The 17,184-nt window shown below is 65.7% G+C and carries 10 protein-coding genes, 2 pseudogenes and 2 riboswitches; of the genes and pseudogenes, 1 reads left to right on the top strand and 11 read right to left on the bottom strand.

Annotation, left to right across the window (positions count from 1 at the left end; translation table 11 throughout):
* Positions 1–2: 2 nt before the first annotated feature.
* The 8 genes and pseudogenes from J4G43_RS18885 to J4G43_RS18850 all read right to left on the bottom strand — a co-directional run bounded on the left by J4G43_RS18885 (position 3) and on the right by J4G43_RS18850 (position 13,410).
* Positions 3–1,583 carry a hydantoinase B/oxoprolinase family protein gene (locus J4G43_RS18885; RefSeq protein WP_208085911.1) on the bottom strand — a complete coding sequence of 527 codons (1,581 nt, stop codon included), beginning with the start codon at positions 1,581–1,583 and terminating at the stop codon, positions 3–5.
* Positions 1,580–3,589, bottom strand: a complete 2,010-nt coding sequence (locus tag J4G43_RS18880; RefSeq protein ID WP_208085910.1) for a hydantoinase/oxoprolinase family protein — start codon at positions 3,587–3,589, stop codon at positions 1,580–1,582. Before J4G43_RS18880 ends, J4G43_RS18885 begins: the two co-directional genes overlap by 4 nt.
* 425 nt (positions 3,590–4,014) lie before the next feature.
* Positions 4,015–5,562 (bottom strand): MocR-like pyridoxine biosynthesis transcription factor PdxR, encoded by a 1,548-nt coding sequence (pdxR, locus tag J4G43_RS18875; protein WP_208085909.1) that lies wholly within the window; start codon positions 5,560–5,562, stop codon positions 4,015–4,017.
* Positions 5,563–5,715: 153 nt separating this feature from the next.
* Positions 5,716–7,141, bottom strand: a pseudogene (locus J4G43_RS18870) (NAD-dependent succinate-semialdehyde dehydrogenase).
* Between the two features lie 179 nt (positions 7,142–7,320).
* Positions 7,321–8,729, bottom strand: a pseudogene (gene hydA, locus J4G43_RS18865) (dihydropyrimidinase).
* A gap of 12 nt (positions 8,730–8,741) precedes the next feature.
* Positions 8,742–9,482: a maleate cis-trans isomerase family protein gene (locus tag J4G43_RS18860; RefSeq protein WP_208085908.1), complete on the bottom strand. Its 741-nt coding sequence runs from the start codon at positions 9,480–9,482 to the stop codon at positions 8,742–8,744.
* A 121-nt stretch (positions 9,483–9,603) separates the two neighbouring features.
* On the bottom strand, positions 9,604–11,025 hold the full coding sequence (locus tag J4G43_RS18855) for a PepSY domain-containing protein (RefSeq protein ID WP_208085907.1): 1,422 nt from the start codon (positions 11,023–11,025) through the stop codon (positions 9,604–9,606).
* Positions 11,026–11,037: 12 nt separating this feature from the next.
* On the bottom strand, positions 11,038–13,410 hold the full coding sequence (locus J4G43_RS18850) for a TonB-dependent receptor (protein ID WP_208085906.1): 2,373 nt from the start codon (positions 13,408–13,410) through the stop codon (positions 11,038–11,040).
* 115 nt (positions 13,411–13,525) lie between these two features.
* A riboswitch (cobalamin riboswitch) is annotated at positions 13,526–13,727 on the bottom strand.
* A 71-nt stretch (positions 13,728–13,798) separates the two neighbouring features.
* Between J4G43_RS18850 and J4G43_RS18845 the strand changes: the two genes are divergently transcribed.
* On the top strand, positions 13,799–14,371 hold the full coding sequence (locus J4G43_RS18845; RefSeq protein WP_135215871.1) for a histidine phosphatase family protein: 573 nt from the start codon (positions 13,799–13,801) through the stop codon (positions 14,369–14,371).
* A 6-nt stretch (positions 14,372–14,377) separates the two neighbouring features.
* Here J4G43_RS18845 and cobT read toward each other — a convergent pair whose 3' ends face one another.
* The 3 genes from cobT to J4G43_RS18830 are packed head-to-tail and all read right to left on the bottom strand — an operon-like array spanning position 14,378 to position 16,909.
* On the bottom strand, positions 14,378–15,430 hold the full coding sequence (cobT, locus tag J4G43_RS18840; protein WP_135215872.1) for a nicotinate-nucleotide--dimethylbenzimidazole phosphoribosyltransferase: 1,053 nt from the start codon (positions 15,428–15,430) through the stop codon (positions 14,378–14,380).
* A gap of 10 nt (positions 15,431–15,440) precedes the next feature.
* Positions 15,441–16,190 carry a precorrin-6A synthase (deacetylating) gene (gene cobF / locus J4G43_RS18835; protein ID WP_135215881.1) on the bottom strand — a complete coding sequence of 250 codons (750 nt, stop codon included), beginning with the start codon at positions 16,188–16,190 and terminating at the stop codon, positions 15,441–15,443.
* A gap of 41 nt (positions 16,191–16,231) precedes the next feature.
* On the bottom strand, positions 16,232–16,909 hold the full coding sequence (locus J4G43_RS18830) for an energy-coupling factor ABC transporter permease (RefSeq protein WP_208085905.1): 678 nt from the start codon (positions 16,907–16,909) through the stop codon (positions 16,232–16,234).
* Between the two features lie 37 nt (positions 16,910–16,946).
* Positions 16,947–17,164, bottom strand: a riboswitch (cobalamin riboswitch).
* Positions 17,165–17,184 lie beyond the last annotated feature (20 nt).

Raw genomic sequence — 17,184 nt, 5'->3', positions numbered from 1 at the left:
CCTCACTCCGCGGCCGCGGCGCCGTAGCCGCCGCCGCCGCACATCTCGATCGTGACGAGATCGTCTTGCTGCAACACCAGGTTCGATTTTCCGTCGATCGCGACGTTCGCGCCCTGCCTGACAAGCGAGATGCGGCAGGCCTTGCCGGATTCGCCGCCCTGCATGCCGAACGGCGCAATCACCATGCGCTCGATGCAGGTGGTCAGGTGCATCGAAGGCGCGAGGATGCGATAGGTGCGAACCGAGCCGTCACCGCCGCGATGCGCCCCCGCGCCGCCGGACTGCCGGCGAATGGCCTGCTGCTCCAGGCGGATCGCGTAGCTCGCCTCGATCACCTCCACCGGCGTGTTCGACGTATTGGAGAGATGCACGCGCGTCGCCGACATGCCGGCCCGATCATGCCGCGCGCCCTCACCACCACCGTGGACCTCGTAGAGCATCTTCCACGAGCCGTTCTGCCGCGGCTCGGCAAAAAACAGCACGCCCGCCGTGGTCGCGCCACCGGCCGACAGACGCTCGGGAATGGTGTCCTGCATCGCGCGAAAAATCGCATCGACGATGCGCATGGACGTCTCGTGGTTGCCGGCGGCAACGGACGCCATCCAGCCCGGCTCCAGGATCGAGCCCGGACGTGTGATGATGGTCAAAGGCCGGAGCGCGCCCGCATTCTGATGCATGTCGCGCCCACTCATGATGCGTGCCGCATAGGCGACCGCCGAGCGCGCCATGAACGGCGTCGTGTTGCAGAAGTTCGAGACGCGGTCGCAGCTTCCGGAGAGGTCGAAGGTCGCCTCGTCGCCGCGAATGGTGATTTTCACATGGATGCGCGCAGGCGCGTTGTTGACGCTGCCGTCGTCGAGATAGTCTTCGCCCTCGTAGACGCCATCCGGCAGGTCGCGGAGCGCGTCCCGCATCTCGATCTCGGAGAGATCGTGCAGGCGCGACTGCGTCGCCATGAACACCGCCTTGCCGTGCTCGCGGCAAAGCTCGACGATGCGCTTCTCGCCGGCCTTGGTCGCGGCTATCTGGGCGAGCAGATCGCCCTCGCAGGACTCAGGATCGCGGACGTTGGCCTTGAGCAGCTGCACGATCGGCGTGTTGACGCCGGCTGACGTGGCGATCAGCACCGGCGGAATCCGCATCGCCTCCTGAAAAGTGTCGATCGCCTTCGCAAAATAGCTGCCCGGCCAGGTGCCGCCGATGTCGGGCCAGTGCGCCAGGCTCACCGCAAAGGCCACGATCTCGCCGTCGACGAAGACGGGACGCACGACCTTGACGTCGTTGAGATGATTGCCGCCGAGTGCGCCGACATTGTAGATCAGCACGTCGCCGTCATTCAGGGTCTCGACCGGCACGACCTTCAGGAGTTCCGGGATCGTGTAGGCCATCGCGCCGAGATGGATCGGGATGTCGCGGCCCTGCCCGACCAGGCCGCCGCGGCCATCCGTGATCGCGGACGACAGATCGCCGGCCTCGCGCAGCAGCGGCGAGCGCGCCGAGCGCGTCATCACCAGGCTCATTTCCTCGGCCGCGGCCGAGAGCCCGTGCCTGATAACCTCGACGACGAACGGATCGAGCTTCATGCCGCCCTCCGCGTCAGGAACAGGTTGCCGGCGGCGTCGGGTTGTGCTTGCCAGCCGGGCGGGACCACCACCGTTGACCATGCGTCCTCGATGATCGCGGGGCCGCTGACGACATCGGTCAATTTGGCGCGATCGATGATCGCGGTCGGGATATCGTGGAGGCCATCGAATGAGCAGGCTCGCTTGCCCGACGACACCGCCCTCACCGCAGTCGCCGGCCGGCTCACCACCGTCGTCGACGGGCGCCGCGCCTGCACACGCACGGATTCGATGACGCAGCTCTCGCTGGTCGCATAGCCGAACAGTTCGTGATGCCGCGCCAGAAAGTCCTTCTTCAGCTTGGTCACGTCGAGCGGCAACGTGAACGGCACCGGAATGGCATCATTCTGCGCCGCGTAGCGCATCAGCGCCACAAGCTCGACCTGGATCTCGGCCCTCGCAACGCCGTTGGCGATCAGCGGCGCCGAAGCATCGTCCATCAGCGTCCCGATCCGCTCCGACACCCGGGCGAGATCGATGCCGTCGAGAGCAGCGCGAAGAGTCTGCTGCTGAAGGAAGCTGAAATCGGCTGTGAGACAGCCCAGCGCGGAGAACGCGCTCGATGCGCTCGGCACCACGACCTCTGCAATCCCGTAGAGATCGGCAAGGCCTGCGGCATGCATCGGGCCGCCGCCGCCGAAGGCGAGCAGCGTGCAGTCGCGGCCATCGATACCGCGCTCGACCGTGACGCGGCGGAGCGCACGGGCCATCGTCGCGTTGGCGACCTTGATGATGCCGAGTGCTGTTTCGGTCAGGCTCATCCCCAGGGTGCGCGCGATCGGGTCGATGACGCGTTCCGCGGCCTTGATGTCGATGCCGATGCGGTCGCCAAGCTTGGTCTCGGGGTTGAGATAGCCGAGCACGGCATTGGCGTCGGTGATGGTCGGCTCAAGGCCGCCGCGGCCATAGCACGCCGGCCCCGGCTCGGAGCCGGCGCTCTCCGGCCCGACCGTCAGGCCGCCGGGACCGTTTCGCACGATCGATCCGCCGCCGGCCCCGATGGAATGGACCGCAAGCATCGGCTGACGCAGCGGCTTGTCGCCGAGCATGCGGCCGTCGGTCATCTCGGCCTGCCCGTCGACGATCAGGCAGACGTCCGTCGTGGTGCCGCCCATGTCGAAGGTGAGCATGCGCGATGTGCCGAGCTGGCGCGCGATACTGACCGATGCGGAGACACCGGCCGCCGGCCCCGACATCGCCATCACCAGCGGCCGCCGCTTCACGGCCGAGATCGGGACCATGGCTCCGGCCGAATGAAACACCTGCAAGCCGGGCCCGATCGGCAGCCGCTGCTCCAGCTCGCTGAGATATTCCACCGCAATCGGCATCGCGGCCGCGTTGAACACGGTCGCCGACGTCCGTTCGTATTCGCGCGCCTCGGGATTGACCTCATGCGACAGCGAGACGTGGGCGACGACGCCCCTGAGGCGCTCGCCCAGCATCTTTTCGTGGACGGGATTGGCATAGGCGTGAAGCAGCGCCACGGCGACGCTCTGTACGCCGGTCTGCTTCAGCCAGGCCACCAGGCGCTCGATCTCGGTCTCATCCAGCGCCTTCAGCACCCGGCCCTCGTGATCGAGGCGCTCGGCGAGCCCAAAACATCGTTCGGGCGGCACCAGCGGCGGCGATTTCGGCGGAATGTCGAGACGATAGAGATCGCGGCGGCGATAGCGCGCGATCTCCAGCACATCGGCGAACCCTTCGGTCGCGACCAGCGCGACCTTCGGCAGCCGGTTCTCGACGATGGCGTTGGTGACGCGCGTGGTGCCGTGCACGAAGCGCTTGACCTCCCTCTTGCGCAGGCCCACCGCCTCGATCGCCTCCAGCATCGCCTGAACCGGCGCGTCGGGGCGCGACGGCACCTTTGCGATCCGCGCCTCCACGGAGCCGCGCCGGATGGCGATGATGTCGGTGAAGGTGCCGCCGATATCGGTGCCGACTTCCCAGTGATTTTCGGAGGAGCTCATGTGCGGGGTCAGTTACGGATGACGTCCGAACCGGACGCCGGGTGCTTGCCGTCCATCGCAACGTCCAATGCCAAACCGAGAGCGCTCATCATCATCCCCTGTCATGCCACCGCCTGCGAGCGTGCGACAGAGCGATGGGCTCGGGATAGGGCCAGAGTTGTCGCAAACCGCTAGACCAGCGCAGGACCGGCATCACGCGGTGCAACACCGGCTGCACGTTTTGGTGCAGCCATGCCCGCGCAGAGAGCACACGAACGCGAACCGTTCCATGCGACAAACGTGCAGCGCACCAAGGATTTCTCCACGCAAATCGTGACGCCCGCTGCACTGCAATCGGAGCACTCAAAAACGTCTGTCTAATTTCCAGGCGATTGAACGGCGTTGCGGTAAAGCCGCATGCCTACGAGCTATGCACGACGGTCGGCTCAGCTTCTCTTTATTGTACGAACAGTAAGAGAGGATATTGCCGGGTCGGATGGTGCGTTGCGGCGACCGCTGCCGATGCGAGCCGCGATTCTCGCAAGCAGCGGCGCGGCGTCCTCGACCCGCAGCCGCCCGTAGCCGAACACCAGGCCCTGCCGCGTCGGCTGCTCCAGAAAGTTTTGCGAGAGCGGCTGGACGTGGATGCCGGCCTGCTTCAGGACCGCGGCCGCTTCTCGGTCGCTCATGCGTGCCTGCATCGCTTCAGTGAACAGCGCCACCAGATGCAATCCGGTGACGGCGGAGGATACGGTGAGATCGTCAGGCATCAGCGCTGCGATCGCATCGATCAGTGCCTTCCGGCGCGCGGCGTAAATCCGCCGCATCCCGCGCAGATGCCGCAGCAGGTGCCCTTCCCGCATGAACTCGGCCAGCGCGAGCTGACCGATGCCGGAGGTGTGCACATCGATGCGCGCGCGGTCCTTGGAAAAGCCTTCGATGAAATGCCTGTTGGCGACGATGTAGCCGAGCCGCAAATTCGGCATCATGATCTTCGAGAACGTGCCGAAATAGATTACCCGCCCCTCGCGATCGAGCGAGCGCAGCGAGGCGATCATGCTGTCCTGGTGCCTGAACTCGGAATTGTAATCGTCCTCGCTCACCCAGACGTCGTTCTTGTTGGCCCAATCGAGCAGCTCGAGCCGCCGCTCCAGCCTCATGCTGACGCCGAGCGGATATTGATGCGACGGCGTCACCACGATCAGCTTCGCACCCGGTGCGCGCCGGATTCCTTCGGAGACGACGAGGCCCTTGTCATCGACCGGAATTGGAACGAGCTTCGCACCCGCAGCCGTGAGCGCCCAGCGCGCCTCGACGAAGCCGGGCTCCTCGACCCACACCTCGTCGCCGGGATCGAGGATCATCCGGCTGCAGAAATCAAGCGCGCCCGATGTGCCTGAGGTGACGACGACCTCTTCCGGCGAGCAGACGAGCCCGCGCACCGAGCCGAGGAAGTTCGCGATCTCGCTCCGCAAGCGCGGGTGGCCTTCCGAGGGAAGATCGAGACACTCCTGCTCTCTGGGATTTAGCCAGGTCTGGCGCAGCAGGCGCGACCATTCCTTGAATGGGAAGGTCGAGACGTCGGGTGCGCCGGGCGCGAACACAGACGGCCAATTGGTCTCGTAATCCAAACCAAGCAGCGATCGCCAACGCTCCGACATGTGGGCAGGCTTGCTCGCAGGCGACGTAGTGGACGGAGGCTCCGCATGCGGGGCTGCAACGGCGGCCACCATGACGCTGCCACGCGGCGTCGATTCAAGATAGCCCTCGGCGTAGAGCAGATCCCAGGCGGTCAGCACTACCGTGCGCGAGCAGCCCAGTTCGCGCGCGATATCGCGGGATCCCAGAAATAGCGTTCCGGCCGGAAAGACGCCACGCAAAATGCCATCGCGGATGTGCGCCGCGATCTGCAGATGCAGCGGCACCGCCGAATTCCGGTCGATATGCATCCCGGCAAGGGACACGCGCTTGCTCGGGTGACGGCTCTTGTCCATGTCTCGCCCGTCAGGCAACGCAGGTCCTATCCACCGTCATTCCGGGGCGCGCCGCTTGGCGCGAGCCCGGAATCCATTTTCCCTCTTTACGCGCGGCGCGATGGATTCCGGGTTCGCGCTTCGCGCGCCCCGGAATGACAACGCGACTCTTCCTTACGCGCTCGCCTGGGTCACGAACTTCGTGTTCAGGTAACCCTCGATCGCCTCGAGGCCGCCCTCGGAGCCGTAGCCGGAATCCTTGATGCCGCCGAACGGCACTTCCGGCAGCGCGAGGCCATGGTGGTTGATCGACACCATGCCGCTCTCGATATCGGAGCCGATCGCCTGCATCGTCTTGGTCGAGGTCGTGTAGGCATAGGCCGTAAGGCAGACGGTTCGCCTCGGCCACCACCTCGTCATAGCTGCGGAAGGAGGTGATCGGCGCAAGCGGTCCGAACGGCTCCTCGTTCATGATGCGGGCATCGCGCGGCACGTCGGTGATCACAGTCGGCTCGAAGAAGAAGCCTTCGTTGCCGATGCGCTTGCCACCGGCCTGCACCTTGGCCCCGCGCTGCACAGCGTCGGAGACCAGACCCTCCATCGCGTCGACGCGTCGCGGGTTCGCCAGCGGACCCATGCGGGTGTCCTTGTCGAGGCCGTTGCCGACCTTCAGGCTCTTGGCCGCGGCGACGAACTTGTCGACGAAGGGCTGATACACGCTCTCATGCACCAGGAAGCGCGTCGGCGAGACGCAGACCTGGCCGGCATTGCGGAACTTGTTGGCCGAGAGAATCTTGGCGGCGTTGTCGAGGTCCGCGTCCGCGAACACGATCGCCGGCGCGTGGCCGCCGAGCTCCATGGTGACGCGCTTCATGTGCAGGCCCGCGAGTGCGGCCAGATGCTTGCCGACCGCGGTCGAGCCCGTGAAACTGATCTTGCGGATGATCGGGTGCGGAATGAGATATTCGGACACTTCCGACGGCACGCCGAACACCAGCTGGACGACGCCGGCCGGAATGCCCGCGTCGGCATAGGCGCGCACCAGCTCCATGCAGCTTGCCGGGGTTTCTTCCGGGCCCTTGACGATGATCGAGCAGCCGGCGGCGAGCGCGGCCGAGATCTTGCGGACCGCCTGGTTGATCGGGAAATTCCAGGGCGTGAACGCGGCGACCGGGCCGACCGGCTCCTTGGTCACGAGCTGGGAGACGTTGCCCATCCGCGGCGGCACGATGCGGCCATAGGCGCGGCGGGCTTCTTCCGAGAACCAGTCGATGAGGTCGCCGGCGAGCATGGTCTCGCCCTGCGCTTCCACGACCGGCTTGCCCTGCTCCATGGTCATGACAGGCGCGATCTCGGCGGCGCGCGAGCGGATGATGTCGGCGGCCTTGCGCATCAGCTTGTAGCGGTCGAACGGCGAGGTCTTGCGCCAGATCTCGAAGCCGGCCTTGGCGGCCTCCAGCGCGCGGTCGAGGTCCTGGCGCGAGGCGTGCGGGGTCTTGCCGATCGGCTGGCCGGTGGCGGGGTTGAGGATGTCCTCCGACTTGCCGGAAGTGCCGTCGGTCCACTCGCCGGCGATGAACATCTGAACTTTCGGGTACATCCCTGGTGTCTCCTGCATGATTTCGGCGGCGATCAGCATTGGCGTCCGGTCGCCTCATAAGTGGGCGCAGAGCTACACCGAAAGGCGGCCGGCGAAAAGGGATCAATGATGTCGCAGCAGCGCGAGGATGGTATGCGCAACGGACGACATGGCGTCGTCCCGATGCAATTATTTTTCCGTCACACCAGGCTCGACTTGCCGCGGCTGAGCACCTCGCCCGCGCCCTTGTCGCCGACGATCTTGCCCTGCTCGTACACCACGCGGCCCCGCGCGATGGTGGTGACGGGCCAGCCGGTGACGTCAAAGCCTTCCCACGGCGTATAGTCGGAGCCATGGTGCAAATCGGCCTGCTGAATCGTCTTTGTCAGCTTCGGGTCCCACAGCGCGATCTCGGCGTCGAAGCCGACGCCGATCGAGCCCTTGCGCGGATAGAGCCCGTAGATCCGCGCATGATTGGTCGCAGTCAGCTCGACGAATTTCTGCAAGCTGATCCGCCCTTTCGACACGCCCTCGGAGAACAGGATCGGCAACCGGGTCTCGACGCCGGGGATGCCGTTCGGCACCCAGCGGAACGAGGTGCGGGAATTCGGCGTCAGCTTGCCCTTGGGGTCGTCGTAGCGGAACGGGCAGTGATCGGACGAGAAGGTCTGGAACACGCCGGTGGTGATCCCTTCCCGTATCGCCTGCTGGCTTTCGGCATCGCGCGGCGGCGGCGAGCAGACATACTTTGCGCCTGACATGTCCATGTTCAGGCCTTTCATGTCGTCGGCCGTCAGCGTGATGTACTGCGGACAGGTCTCGGCATGCACCGGCAGTCCGCGCTGCTGGGCCCAGCGCACCTGCTCCATCGCCTCGCGCCCGGAGACGTGCACGATCATGATGGGGACGCCGATCACCTCGGCATGGCTGATGGCGCGATGCGTCGCCTCGCGCTCGACGGCCTGCGGCCGCGAGGTGCCGTGATAATAGGGCGCGATATGGCCCTCGCGTTCGAGCTTCGCGGTGAGGAAGCGGATCGCGTCGTAACCCTCGCAATGGACCATGACCAGCGCCTCCTCGCGGCGCGCGACGTCGAACACTTCCAGCAGCTGCTTGTCGCTGAGCACGAGGTCGTCATAAGTCATGAACACCTTGAACGAGGTGTAGCCATCCTTGACGAGAGCCGGCAGCTCCTGCCCGAGTACGACTGCGGTGGGGTCGGAGATGATGAGGTGGAAGGCGGTATCGATGTAGCATTCGCCCTCGGCGAGCTTGCGGTAGTTCTCGACGCAGGTGCGCAGCGACGTGCCCTTCTCCTGGAGCGCGAAGGGCAGCACCATGGTGTTGCCGCCGGCCGCCGCGGCGCGCGTTGCCGAAGCAAAATCGTCGGCCATCACCACGTCGGGGCCGGAGGCCTGGGAGATGTGGACGTGGCTGTCGATCCCGCCCGGCAGCGCCAGCAGACCTGTCGCGTCGATCTCGCGCGCCGCACCTTCAATGCGGTCGGCGATGCTGACGATGCGTCCTCGCGAATGCCGATATCGGCGCGAAACTCGTCGCTGGCCGTCACGATGGTGCCGCCGCGAATGGCGAGATCGAGCTGCGTCACAGGAGGGCTCCGTCAGTTGATGATCGCTGATGTCTGGAAGATCCGGCCCCACGCCGCAAGGGCCGCGATGTCGCCGCCGGCGAGTTCGAGTGTCCGCCAGAGCGTGACCGCGACCGAGTCCAGCACGGCGATACCCAACTCCCGTTCGAGCGAGGCAGCCAGCGCGGCGCCGTCGAGATTGGTGCAGAGAATGACGACGGCATCGGCACCGTCCGCCGCGACCGCGCGGATCATGTCGGCGATCGTCGCGGGCGTGACCTCACCGAAGGAAAAGTTATCGCGCAGGCCGAGATGCCGCTCGGCGTGAGGGGCGATCCCCTCCTCGGCCCAGACATCGCCGATACGCCATTGCACGTCGTCCGTATAGGGGGAGACCAGGCCGACGCGTCCGGCGCCGAGCGCGCGGACGGCGTCGATGCAGGCGAGCGTGGAGGTCGTCGCCGGGATATCGGTCCGCGCCGCGATCGCTTCGCACAGGCTCCGGTCGCGGCCGATACCGAGCCAGCTTGCCGACGTGCCGTTCCAGGCAATGGCATCGACCCTGGCGTCCGCCAGCAGATCCGCCGCCGGCAGCATCACCGAGGCATCGAACTGGTTCAGCGCCGCGGCATCGAGCGCGATCTCGGTAACGCGGAAGCGCGAGAAATGAGCGGTGACGCCGGCCACGCCATGCAGCATGGAACTGGTGACGGGCTCCAGCACCGAGTTGGACGACGGGGTCATCATGCCGAGGCGCTTGCGCTGAATTGACATCGATCACGATCGCCCCATTGAGAGAGCGCACCGCTGCGCCCCCTCGGACGATCATCCGCGCCTGCCATCGCCCGCGCAACCCGCAATCTGCATGGCGCATATGATTTGTTCGATACGCAGCTCAAGCCGCGAAGGTCGACCGCAAGCGCCGCCAGCCGATCACGGTGCCGGTGACGGAAAATGCCAGCCCGAGCAAGCAGAGCCCGACGACCAGGATATCGCGCAGACGCGGATGCGCCATGAGAACGGGAAAATCGAGCGTGTGAAGCGCGCTATAGAACCAGCGATAGGCGCGCCGCGAGGCATCCAGTCTTTGCAGCACGCGGCCGTCGGCACCGTCGATGTCGAACCAGAGGTCGCCGCATCGGGAGCGATAGACGGGCGCTCCGGGGACAACGGAGTACGCGGGATAATCGTCATTGTCGGCAAGAACGGACGAGTCGCCACAGCCCGGCGCAAGGCGCGTCGTCAGGTCATGGACATCCTTCTCGCCGAGGAATGCCACCTGCCGGCTGCGGATCGCCTCCCCCGCTTTGGTCAAGGTCTGACTGGCGAGGCCGGTCCGGTCGCGCCGGTAGACAACACCGTTGACGGCGAACCATTCGACTTCGCGAGCCGACGGCTGACCGAACGATGGGGCCGTCGTCCAGTCAGGCGCGGCATACACCACGCCCGCTTCGGTCGGGGTCAGCTCCCCGCGCGAGAACAGCCGGCCGTGATCCATCGAGAGCCAGCCACTGAAACTCCAGGTCAGCACGAAAACGGTCGCGACGAGACCAATGATGTGATGCAGTGCGTGCCAGCCGCGATAAGGCGACGAGACCCGACGCCCTCGAATCCTGATCCTAATAATTCCGAGCACCGCGCCGAGCGTCGCGGCGATAAAGGCCACCAGCGACAATGTCGAGACCACCTGATCCCAAAGGGACCAGTTGCTCCTCAGGACTGTCGGATAGATCCAGTGCAGGACGCTGCCGGCCCAATTCCACCCGCGCTCGCTGCGGGTCGTATCCAGCACGACTTCGCCGGTGCGCGAGGAGACATAGACCTCGGTTCCGGCCGCATCGCCAAGAGCGACGCGCAACAGAGGCCGGTGTCGATCAAAGCCGTTCGGCACGCTCCATTGATCATAATCCGCGCCCGAAATCATCGCCGCCCGCGCGGCATCGAGCCCGCGTTGCCGGGCATGATCCCGCGCGATACCGACCGCGACGTCGGCCGACGTCACCGATGCATCCCGTCCGTCGGAGGCATGGATCGCGGCCACACGCGACGGGTCCGACACGACATAAACCGGCCCGTCGCTCCGCTGGACCAGGCGAACGCGCGTGGCGTCCGCTATCCCGCTCGCGGCGACGGCATCCGCGACCGCAATCCTCACCTCTCCGCCAGCCACCGGCGCGAGCCCGGAAAAACGTTCCGCTTCCGTCAATGACGGAAACGGGACGAAGTGCATCACGATTCCGCTCGCGAACCACATCGCGAACAGCAGGCAGAACGCGATCCCGAGCCAGCGATGCAGCAGCACGATCGCGTTCATCATGTGGTCAGCGCCCTACCATTTGAACGCGGCCGAGAGCTCATAGGTCCTGGGCGCACCGAGCAGGATCTGGTCGGGATAGAACGGATCGCCCCAGATCGCGTAGCGCTTGTCGGTGATGTTGCGCACGCGGAAGCCCAGACGGGCCTGGTCGACCGCGTTGAACACCGTCTTCGGGATGTCGACGAAGGCGTAGACGTCGGCGACGGTGTAGGCCTTCATCGTCACGAAGTTGGCATCGGTGTTGTAGCGGTCGCCGACACAGCGGCCCGTGATGCCGAGCTCCACCGGCCAGGGCGTGAAGAACCGGTACGACGCACCGGCATTGGCCACGACACGCGGCACGTTCGGCGGCGTGTTGCCGGAGAACGAACCACCGGCAAAATTGTAGTCGGCATAGCGTGCATCGACATAGGCGATGTTGCCCCAGAGCCGCAGGGGATCGATCGGGCGTACGGCCGCGGCGAGCTCGACGCCCTTCGACTCCTGCCGTCCCGCGATGTTGAGCTGCATGCCGCCAGCCGCCGCATAGACGTTCTTGCGCTCGATATCGTAGGCCGAGAACGACCATTCCGCCCTGTTGTTCCACAACAGATGCTTGACGCCCGTCTCATAGGTGCGCGAGGTCGTCAGGTCGAGCGGCTGGGCTGGCCCAAGCAGGAAGATGTTGTTGGCCGAGACGTCCGCGCCGGTCGCGTACTGGCTGAAGAAGGTCAGGCCGGGCACGGCGTCCCAGGTGTAGCCGATACGCCCCGTCGTCGGGACCCAGGACTTCGAGAACGGTAAGCTCGCCTTTTCCAGCCCGGCGGCGTCGGTCGAGTTGCGGTCAAGCCCGATATGCTCGACGCGAAGGCCGCCGACCAGCGCGAAGGTTCGCGTGAGCTTCACCCGGTCCTCGAACGACAGCGCCTCGTTGTCGATGCGCGCGGTCTGCTGCTGCGTCGTGAGCAGGCCGTAAAGGCCACGGTCGGGATTGACGAGCGAGACGTAATCGTCCGGGAAGTTGGCCGCGCCTGGCCTGACGAAATCGAGATAGCTGGACGAAAGTGTCGTGACCAGGCGGTTGTCGAAGCCTGCGATATTAGCGTCCCAAATCAGGTCGGTAATGTTGCCGACAAGGCGTTGGCTATGTGCAACATAGAAGCGCTCGCGATCGACCATGTTCGAGTTGGGCAGGCCCGTACTGGCATTGAAAGCCTCGATCTCGTTGTTGAACCAGGTACGCTCCGCGCCATAGGCATAGGCTTGGCTCTTCAGCGTCAGGTCAGGCGCCAGCTTCAGTTCGAAGCCGCCGCGCAGCCACACCTCTTGTGCCACGTTGCGGTTGTCGAGAACGTTGTAATTGGTGTTGAAGGTACGATCGTCGATCGTGATCGCACCGAGATTCGTTTTGTTGAAGTTCGAGACGTAATTGCCCGAAACAATGCCGCTCGTCGCATGCGAGCCGCTGAAGGCGATCGGTACCAGCGGTGCGCCCCAATAGGCCTTCGAGCGATCTTCCCGGTACTCGATCGCGCCCCAGATCTTGAGGCTGTCGGAGATGCGGTAATTGAGCTGGCCAGACACATCCAACGTCTTGGTATTGGTGTCGTCGGCAAAGCCATTGAGCGAGGCGCGGCTGATGTCGAAGCGGTAGTCGAGCCCCTGCACGTTGGTGCTGCCGCCCGAGCCGTAATGGACGCCGAACGAGTTGAGCGAATCCCAGGAAAAGTCAGCTTCATTCCGGATCGGTCCGGTGTGTGGCTGCTTCGTGATCAAGTTGATTGCGCCACCGGCGGCACCTTCGCCCGACGTCAGCGAGGCCGGACCTTTCAAAAATTCCACGGCTGCGAGATTGGCCGTATCCGTGATCCGCGAGGTCATGTTCTGCGGACCGATCTTGATGCCGTTGTAGAGCATGTTGATCTGGCTGTTGGTGAAGCCACGCATGGAGAAAGCCGCGGGCTCGGCCGGATTGTCGCCGGAGGTGACACCGACCGCGCCCTGCGCAACCTCCGACACGGTGCGATAGCCCTGCTCCCGCATGGTCTCGGCCGAGATGACTTCGACGGTCGCGGGTGTCTCCTGCACGGTCAGGCCGAGGCGCGAGGCGCTCTCGGCAACCACATTGGTGTTGAGCGGCGTCTGCGCCGCCGCGGTCGGCACGACGGGCTTGGCCGCGGCCGATGCGGCCGCTGGCCTGCGCGATGCCGCGCGGCGTGGGCTCTGCGCGTCCCGGGCCGCCGGCTTTGCCGGTTTGCGGGATTGGGCGGGCGACACCTCGACCGGCGGCAGCGGCTCGCGGGCCTGCTGCGCCAGCGCTGCGGGCAGATCGGCGACTGCAAATGAAGTAAGCGCGGCGGAAGCGAGCAGGAAGCAACGCGGTCGTACAAGACGAATGGAAGACACAGTTCGGGACCTCGGTATGACGTCAGTGGCACGTCACAGCGAACCAGGTCCCACCTCCGGCCTTTGAGCCTTCCGATGAAGCCGAATGTCTGTACTCCCCGACCGACATCTTCGCGTGTGACCACGGCTGACGGCAGGTCTCCTGGCTCGCGGGTCAGTACCTTGCATCGCCTTCCCGGGACCGAGATACCCAGTGGCTCGTGACGCAAGATTCGCCGCTTACAGTTGCGGGGGCAGCCGCGGCATTGGGGACAAAATCCCCGCACCGCATTCCCTTTTCATCCCCACTCGGGGAAACCGTCAAAGCCATCTAGGATTACCGACAAGACAGAGTCAATGTGCCGCTGCGACGTTATTACCACAGCGACCAACTTCCTTGGAGATAGGCATGGAAGGCGAGACCTTCCTCTGGCTGATACGGCATGCGCCCGTCGACGGCGTCAAAGGGACGATCCACGCGGCCGACGCGCCCGCCGATCTCGGCGATCGCGTGCAACTGGAGGCGTTGCGGCAGAGGCTTCCGCCAGATGCTGCGAGCTTGGTGAGCCCGGCGCGACGTACGGTTGAGACGGCGCGCGCGCTGGGACTCGAACCCGCGTTGGTGCCCGAATTTGGCGAGCAGGATTTTGGCGACTGGACCGGCCGGCGGCATGACGAACTCGCTGCGACCGGCGGGGAGACCTATGCGCAGTTCTGGAGCGATCCGGCGCACGGTCGGCCGCCGGGCGGCGAAAGTTTTGAGGATCAGGTCGCGCGCGTCCGGCTGGGTCTCGCGCAAATCGGCGCCGGCTCGGCAACGCTCGTCGTTCACTCCGGCACCATCCGCGCCGCGCTCTGCATTGCGCTGGATCTGACACCACAAGCGGCCCTGCGCTTCGTGATCGATCCGTTGTCACTGACCCGGATCGACCGGCTCGCCACCGGCTGGCGCGTCGTCGCGGTCAATCAGCGCGCGGCTTGAGCTGGATCAGGCCGGGCGATCCGGCACGTTGGCCTGCGCGAAGGTCGCCATGCCGTTGTGAAGGCTGCACGCGAGCCGCACCAGCGGCAGCGCGATGGCCGCCCCCGATCCTTCGCCGAGCCTGAGATCGAGGCTGATCAACGGCTGCACGTTCAGCGCACGCAGCACCAGCCGATGTCCCTGCTCCGCCGATTGATGCGACGGCAGCAGGAATGGCTGGCACGACGGGTTCAGCCGCACCGCCGCCAGCGCTGCCACGGATACGATGAAGCCATCGATCAACACGGGAATGCGGGCTTGCGCAGCAGCAATGATGGCGCCGCAAATCGCCGCGATCTCGAGGCCGCCGACCGCGCACAGAATTTGTTCCGGCGAAGCGCCCGCAACGCCGTAACGCGCGATCGCAGCGTCGATCACGCGCGCCTTGTGCGCGCGGCCGGCCGCGTCGACGCCGGTACCGCAGCCCGCGATCTCCTCGGCACTGATGCCGAGCAGGCTCGCCGCAATCGCCGCCGACGTCGTGGTATTGCCGATGCCCATCTCGCCGAAGATCAGGAGATCGGGCCTGCTGGCTTCTGCGCGCGCGACTGCGCGCTGACCGGCTTCGAAGGCGAATGCCAGCTCCGTGGGGGGGAGCGCTGCTTCCACGCTGAAGTCGCGCGTGCCGCTGCGCGGCTTGTCAGTGACGATTCCTGCCATCTCCTCCTGCGCCAGCGTACCGGCGTCGACGACCTCAAGGTTTGAGCCAAGCTCACGCGCCAGCACCGAGATCGCGGCACCGCCCGAGGCAAAATTCGCCATCATCGCGATGGTCACTCCTTGCGGATAGGCCGACACGCCCTGCGCGACGATGCCGTGATCGCCGGCGAAGACGATGATCGGCACTCGCGCGGCGCGCGGCTGCTCGGTCGCCTGCAGGCCCGCAAGCTCGACCGCAAGCTGCTCCAGCCGGCCGAGCGCGCCGGCCGGTTTTGTGAGTTGCGCCTGACGCGCGAGCGCCGCCTCGCGGTGGACAGCGGAGACATCGGGGCATTTCCGGGTGACCCATTCAGGGAGCATGCTGCCTCGCTTACGGCCGGCGCTTGAGAATGTAGCTGTCCATGATCCAGCCATGCCGTTCGCGCGCATCCTGTCGCGCGGCGACGATGTGCGGGGCGATCTCGGCCAGAACGCCCGACATGACGATCTGATCGGGCATGCCGAGATAGGCGCCCCACCAGATGTGCAGCCCCGCAGGATCGAGCGACTGGAACGCCGTGCCGCCGTCGAGCATCACCACCACGGTATCGACGCCCTGCGGCCAGCCACCCTCGCGCAAGCGGCGCCCCGTCGTGACGAGGAAGGGCTCGCCGATGTCGTTGAGCGGCAGCGCATGCGCCGCGCACAGCGCCTGGATCGAAGTGATGCCGGGCACGACGTCGATATCAGGCAAGGGATCGAGCCGCCGCGCAATGCGCAGCGACGAATCATACAGTGAGGGATCGCCCCAGATCAGCAGCGCGACTTTGCCATCATCACCGAGATGGCTGGCGATCGTCTGCGACCAGGCCGCGGCCACGGCCTCGTGCCAATCGTCCACGCCCTTGTGATAATCCGCTTCACCGGCATCGCGCACGGGAAGATCGAACTCGGCAATGCGCGTCGTTTGATTGGTGAGCACATCCGCGCAGATCGTCCGCCTGAGATCTGCGAGATCGGACTTCGCCGTCCCCTTGCGCGGGATCAGGATGAGATCGGCCGCGTTGATGGCTTGAACGGCGGCGCGCGTGAGCTGCTCGGGATCGCCGCAACCGATGCCTATCAGGGAGAGCGTGAGCATCGCGCGTTCAGGGGCGGCCATGACGGCCGCCCCTTTGTCTCTTAAGCCGCGTTGTGCAGGCGCGGCGTGACGAGACCGGGCGCGGTGACGCCACGCAGCGATTTTGCCAGTGCCAGCACACCGAGGTCGGCCAGCGGCTCGATCACTATGACGAGCGCGTAGGAGGCCGCGAAGGTCGCGATGTTGACGAGGTTGGTCGCACCGAAGCCCGAGCCATAGAGCGCCCAGAACGCAACCCAGGCGATGACGCCGGCCTGATACGTGGTCGACAGCGCCAGCGCCTGCCGATACCTGAGATCGACATAGGCGGCGTTGCGGGCAATGATCCGCGCGGCGATCGCCTGGATCCCGAACAGCGGCACCAGCAGCGTGGTGACGTTCATGCCGAATTGCGGCAGATCGGGCGGCTCGAAGAAGATGCCCTGGAACAACAGTCCGAACGCAAGGCCGAAGGCCGCGGGCGCCGCCCCAAACAGCAGGAACAGGGTCGAGCCAAGGATGAAGTGCACCTCGGAGACGCCGACCGGGAAGTGCGGCAGGATCTCGAAGAAGACGAACACGAGGCCCGTGGTGGCGAGCGTCCGCGCCGCGAACGACGTGATGCCCTGCTCGCGCACGGTCTCGACCGCGAGCTTCAGCGCAACGCCGCCGACGGCGATGCCGGTTGCGTAACTCAACACGAGCTTGGCGCCCGATACAACTCCGGGTTCGATATGCATGGTTCAGTTCCTTCCTGCCGTCACACCCGACGGCCTTGGCCACAAAACATGCACGGCCGGTCTCCTGGCTCGCGGTTCACTGGGGTTCTCCGGCCTTCCCGGGCCTTGCGGCCCAGTGGCTGATCGGAGTCCCTCACCGCTTACAGTCGCGGGGGCGGCTGGGGTTTTGGGCGGCGCAACTGTCCGCCCACCCCCATTCCCGATTATGCTCTGGCGGCTTGCACCACCCCGAGCACCATGCGTCTCCTGTGTGCCCCTTTCGCCAGCCGGGCGTC

The sequence above is a fragment of the Bradyrhizobium barranii subsp. barranii genome, assembly GCF_017565645.3.
In the GTDB taxonomy this organism is placed as follows: Bacteria; Pseudomonadota; Alphaproteobacteria; order Rhizobiales; family Xanthobacteraceae; genus Bradyrhizobium; species Bradyrhizobium barranii.
This window is presented reverse-complemented; position numbering and strand designations above follow the sequence as displayed.

Excerpts from the sequence above, each read along its gene's own strand:
- J4G43_RS18885 (WP_208085911.1), bottom strand. The coding sequence starts at position 1,583 with ATGAAGCTCGATCCGTTCGTCGTCGAGGTTATCAGGCACGGGCTCTCG.
- J4G43_RS18880 (WP_208085910.1), bottom strand. The coding sequence starts at position 3,589 with ATGAGCTCCTCCGAAAATCACTGGGAAGTCGGCACCGATATCGGCGGC.
- pdxR (WP_208085909.1), bottom strand. The coding sequence starts at position 5,562 with ATGGACAAGAGCCGTCACCCGAGCAAGCGCGTGTCCCTTGCCGGGATG.
- J4G43_RS18860 (WP_208085908.1), bottom strand. The coding sequence starts at position 9,482 with ATGTCAATTCAGCGCAAGCGCCTCGGCATGATGACCCCGTCGTCCAAC.
- J4G43_RS18855 (WP_208085907.1), bottom strand. The coding sequence starts at position 11,025 with ATGATGAACGCGATCGTGCTGCTGCATCGCTGGCTCGGGATCGCGTTC.
- J4G43_RS18845 (WP_135215871.1), top strand. The coding sequence starts at position 13,799 with ATGGAAGGCGAGACCTTCCTCTGGCTGATACGGCATGCGCCCGTCGAC.
- cobT (WP_135215872.1), bottom strand. The coding sequence starts at position 15,430 with ATGCTCCCTGAATGGGTCACCCGGAAATGCCCCGATGTCTCCGCTGTC.
- cobF (WP_135215881.1), bottom strand. The coding sequence starts at position 16,190 with ATGCTCACGCTCTCCCTGATAGGCATCGGTTGCGGCGATCCCGAGCAG.
- J4G43_RS18830 (WP_208085905.1), bottom strand. The coding sequence starts at position 16,909 with ATGCATATCGAACCCGGAGTTGTATCGGGCGCCAAGCTCGTGTTGAGT.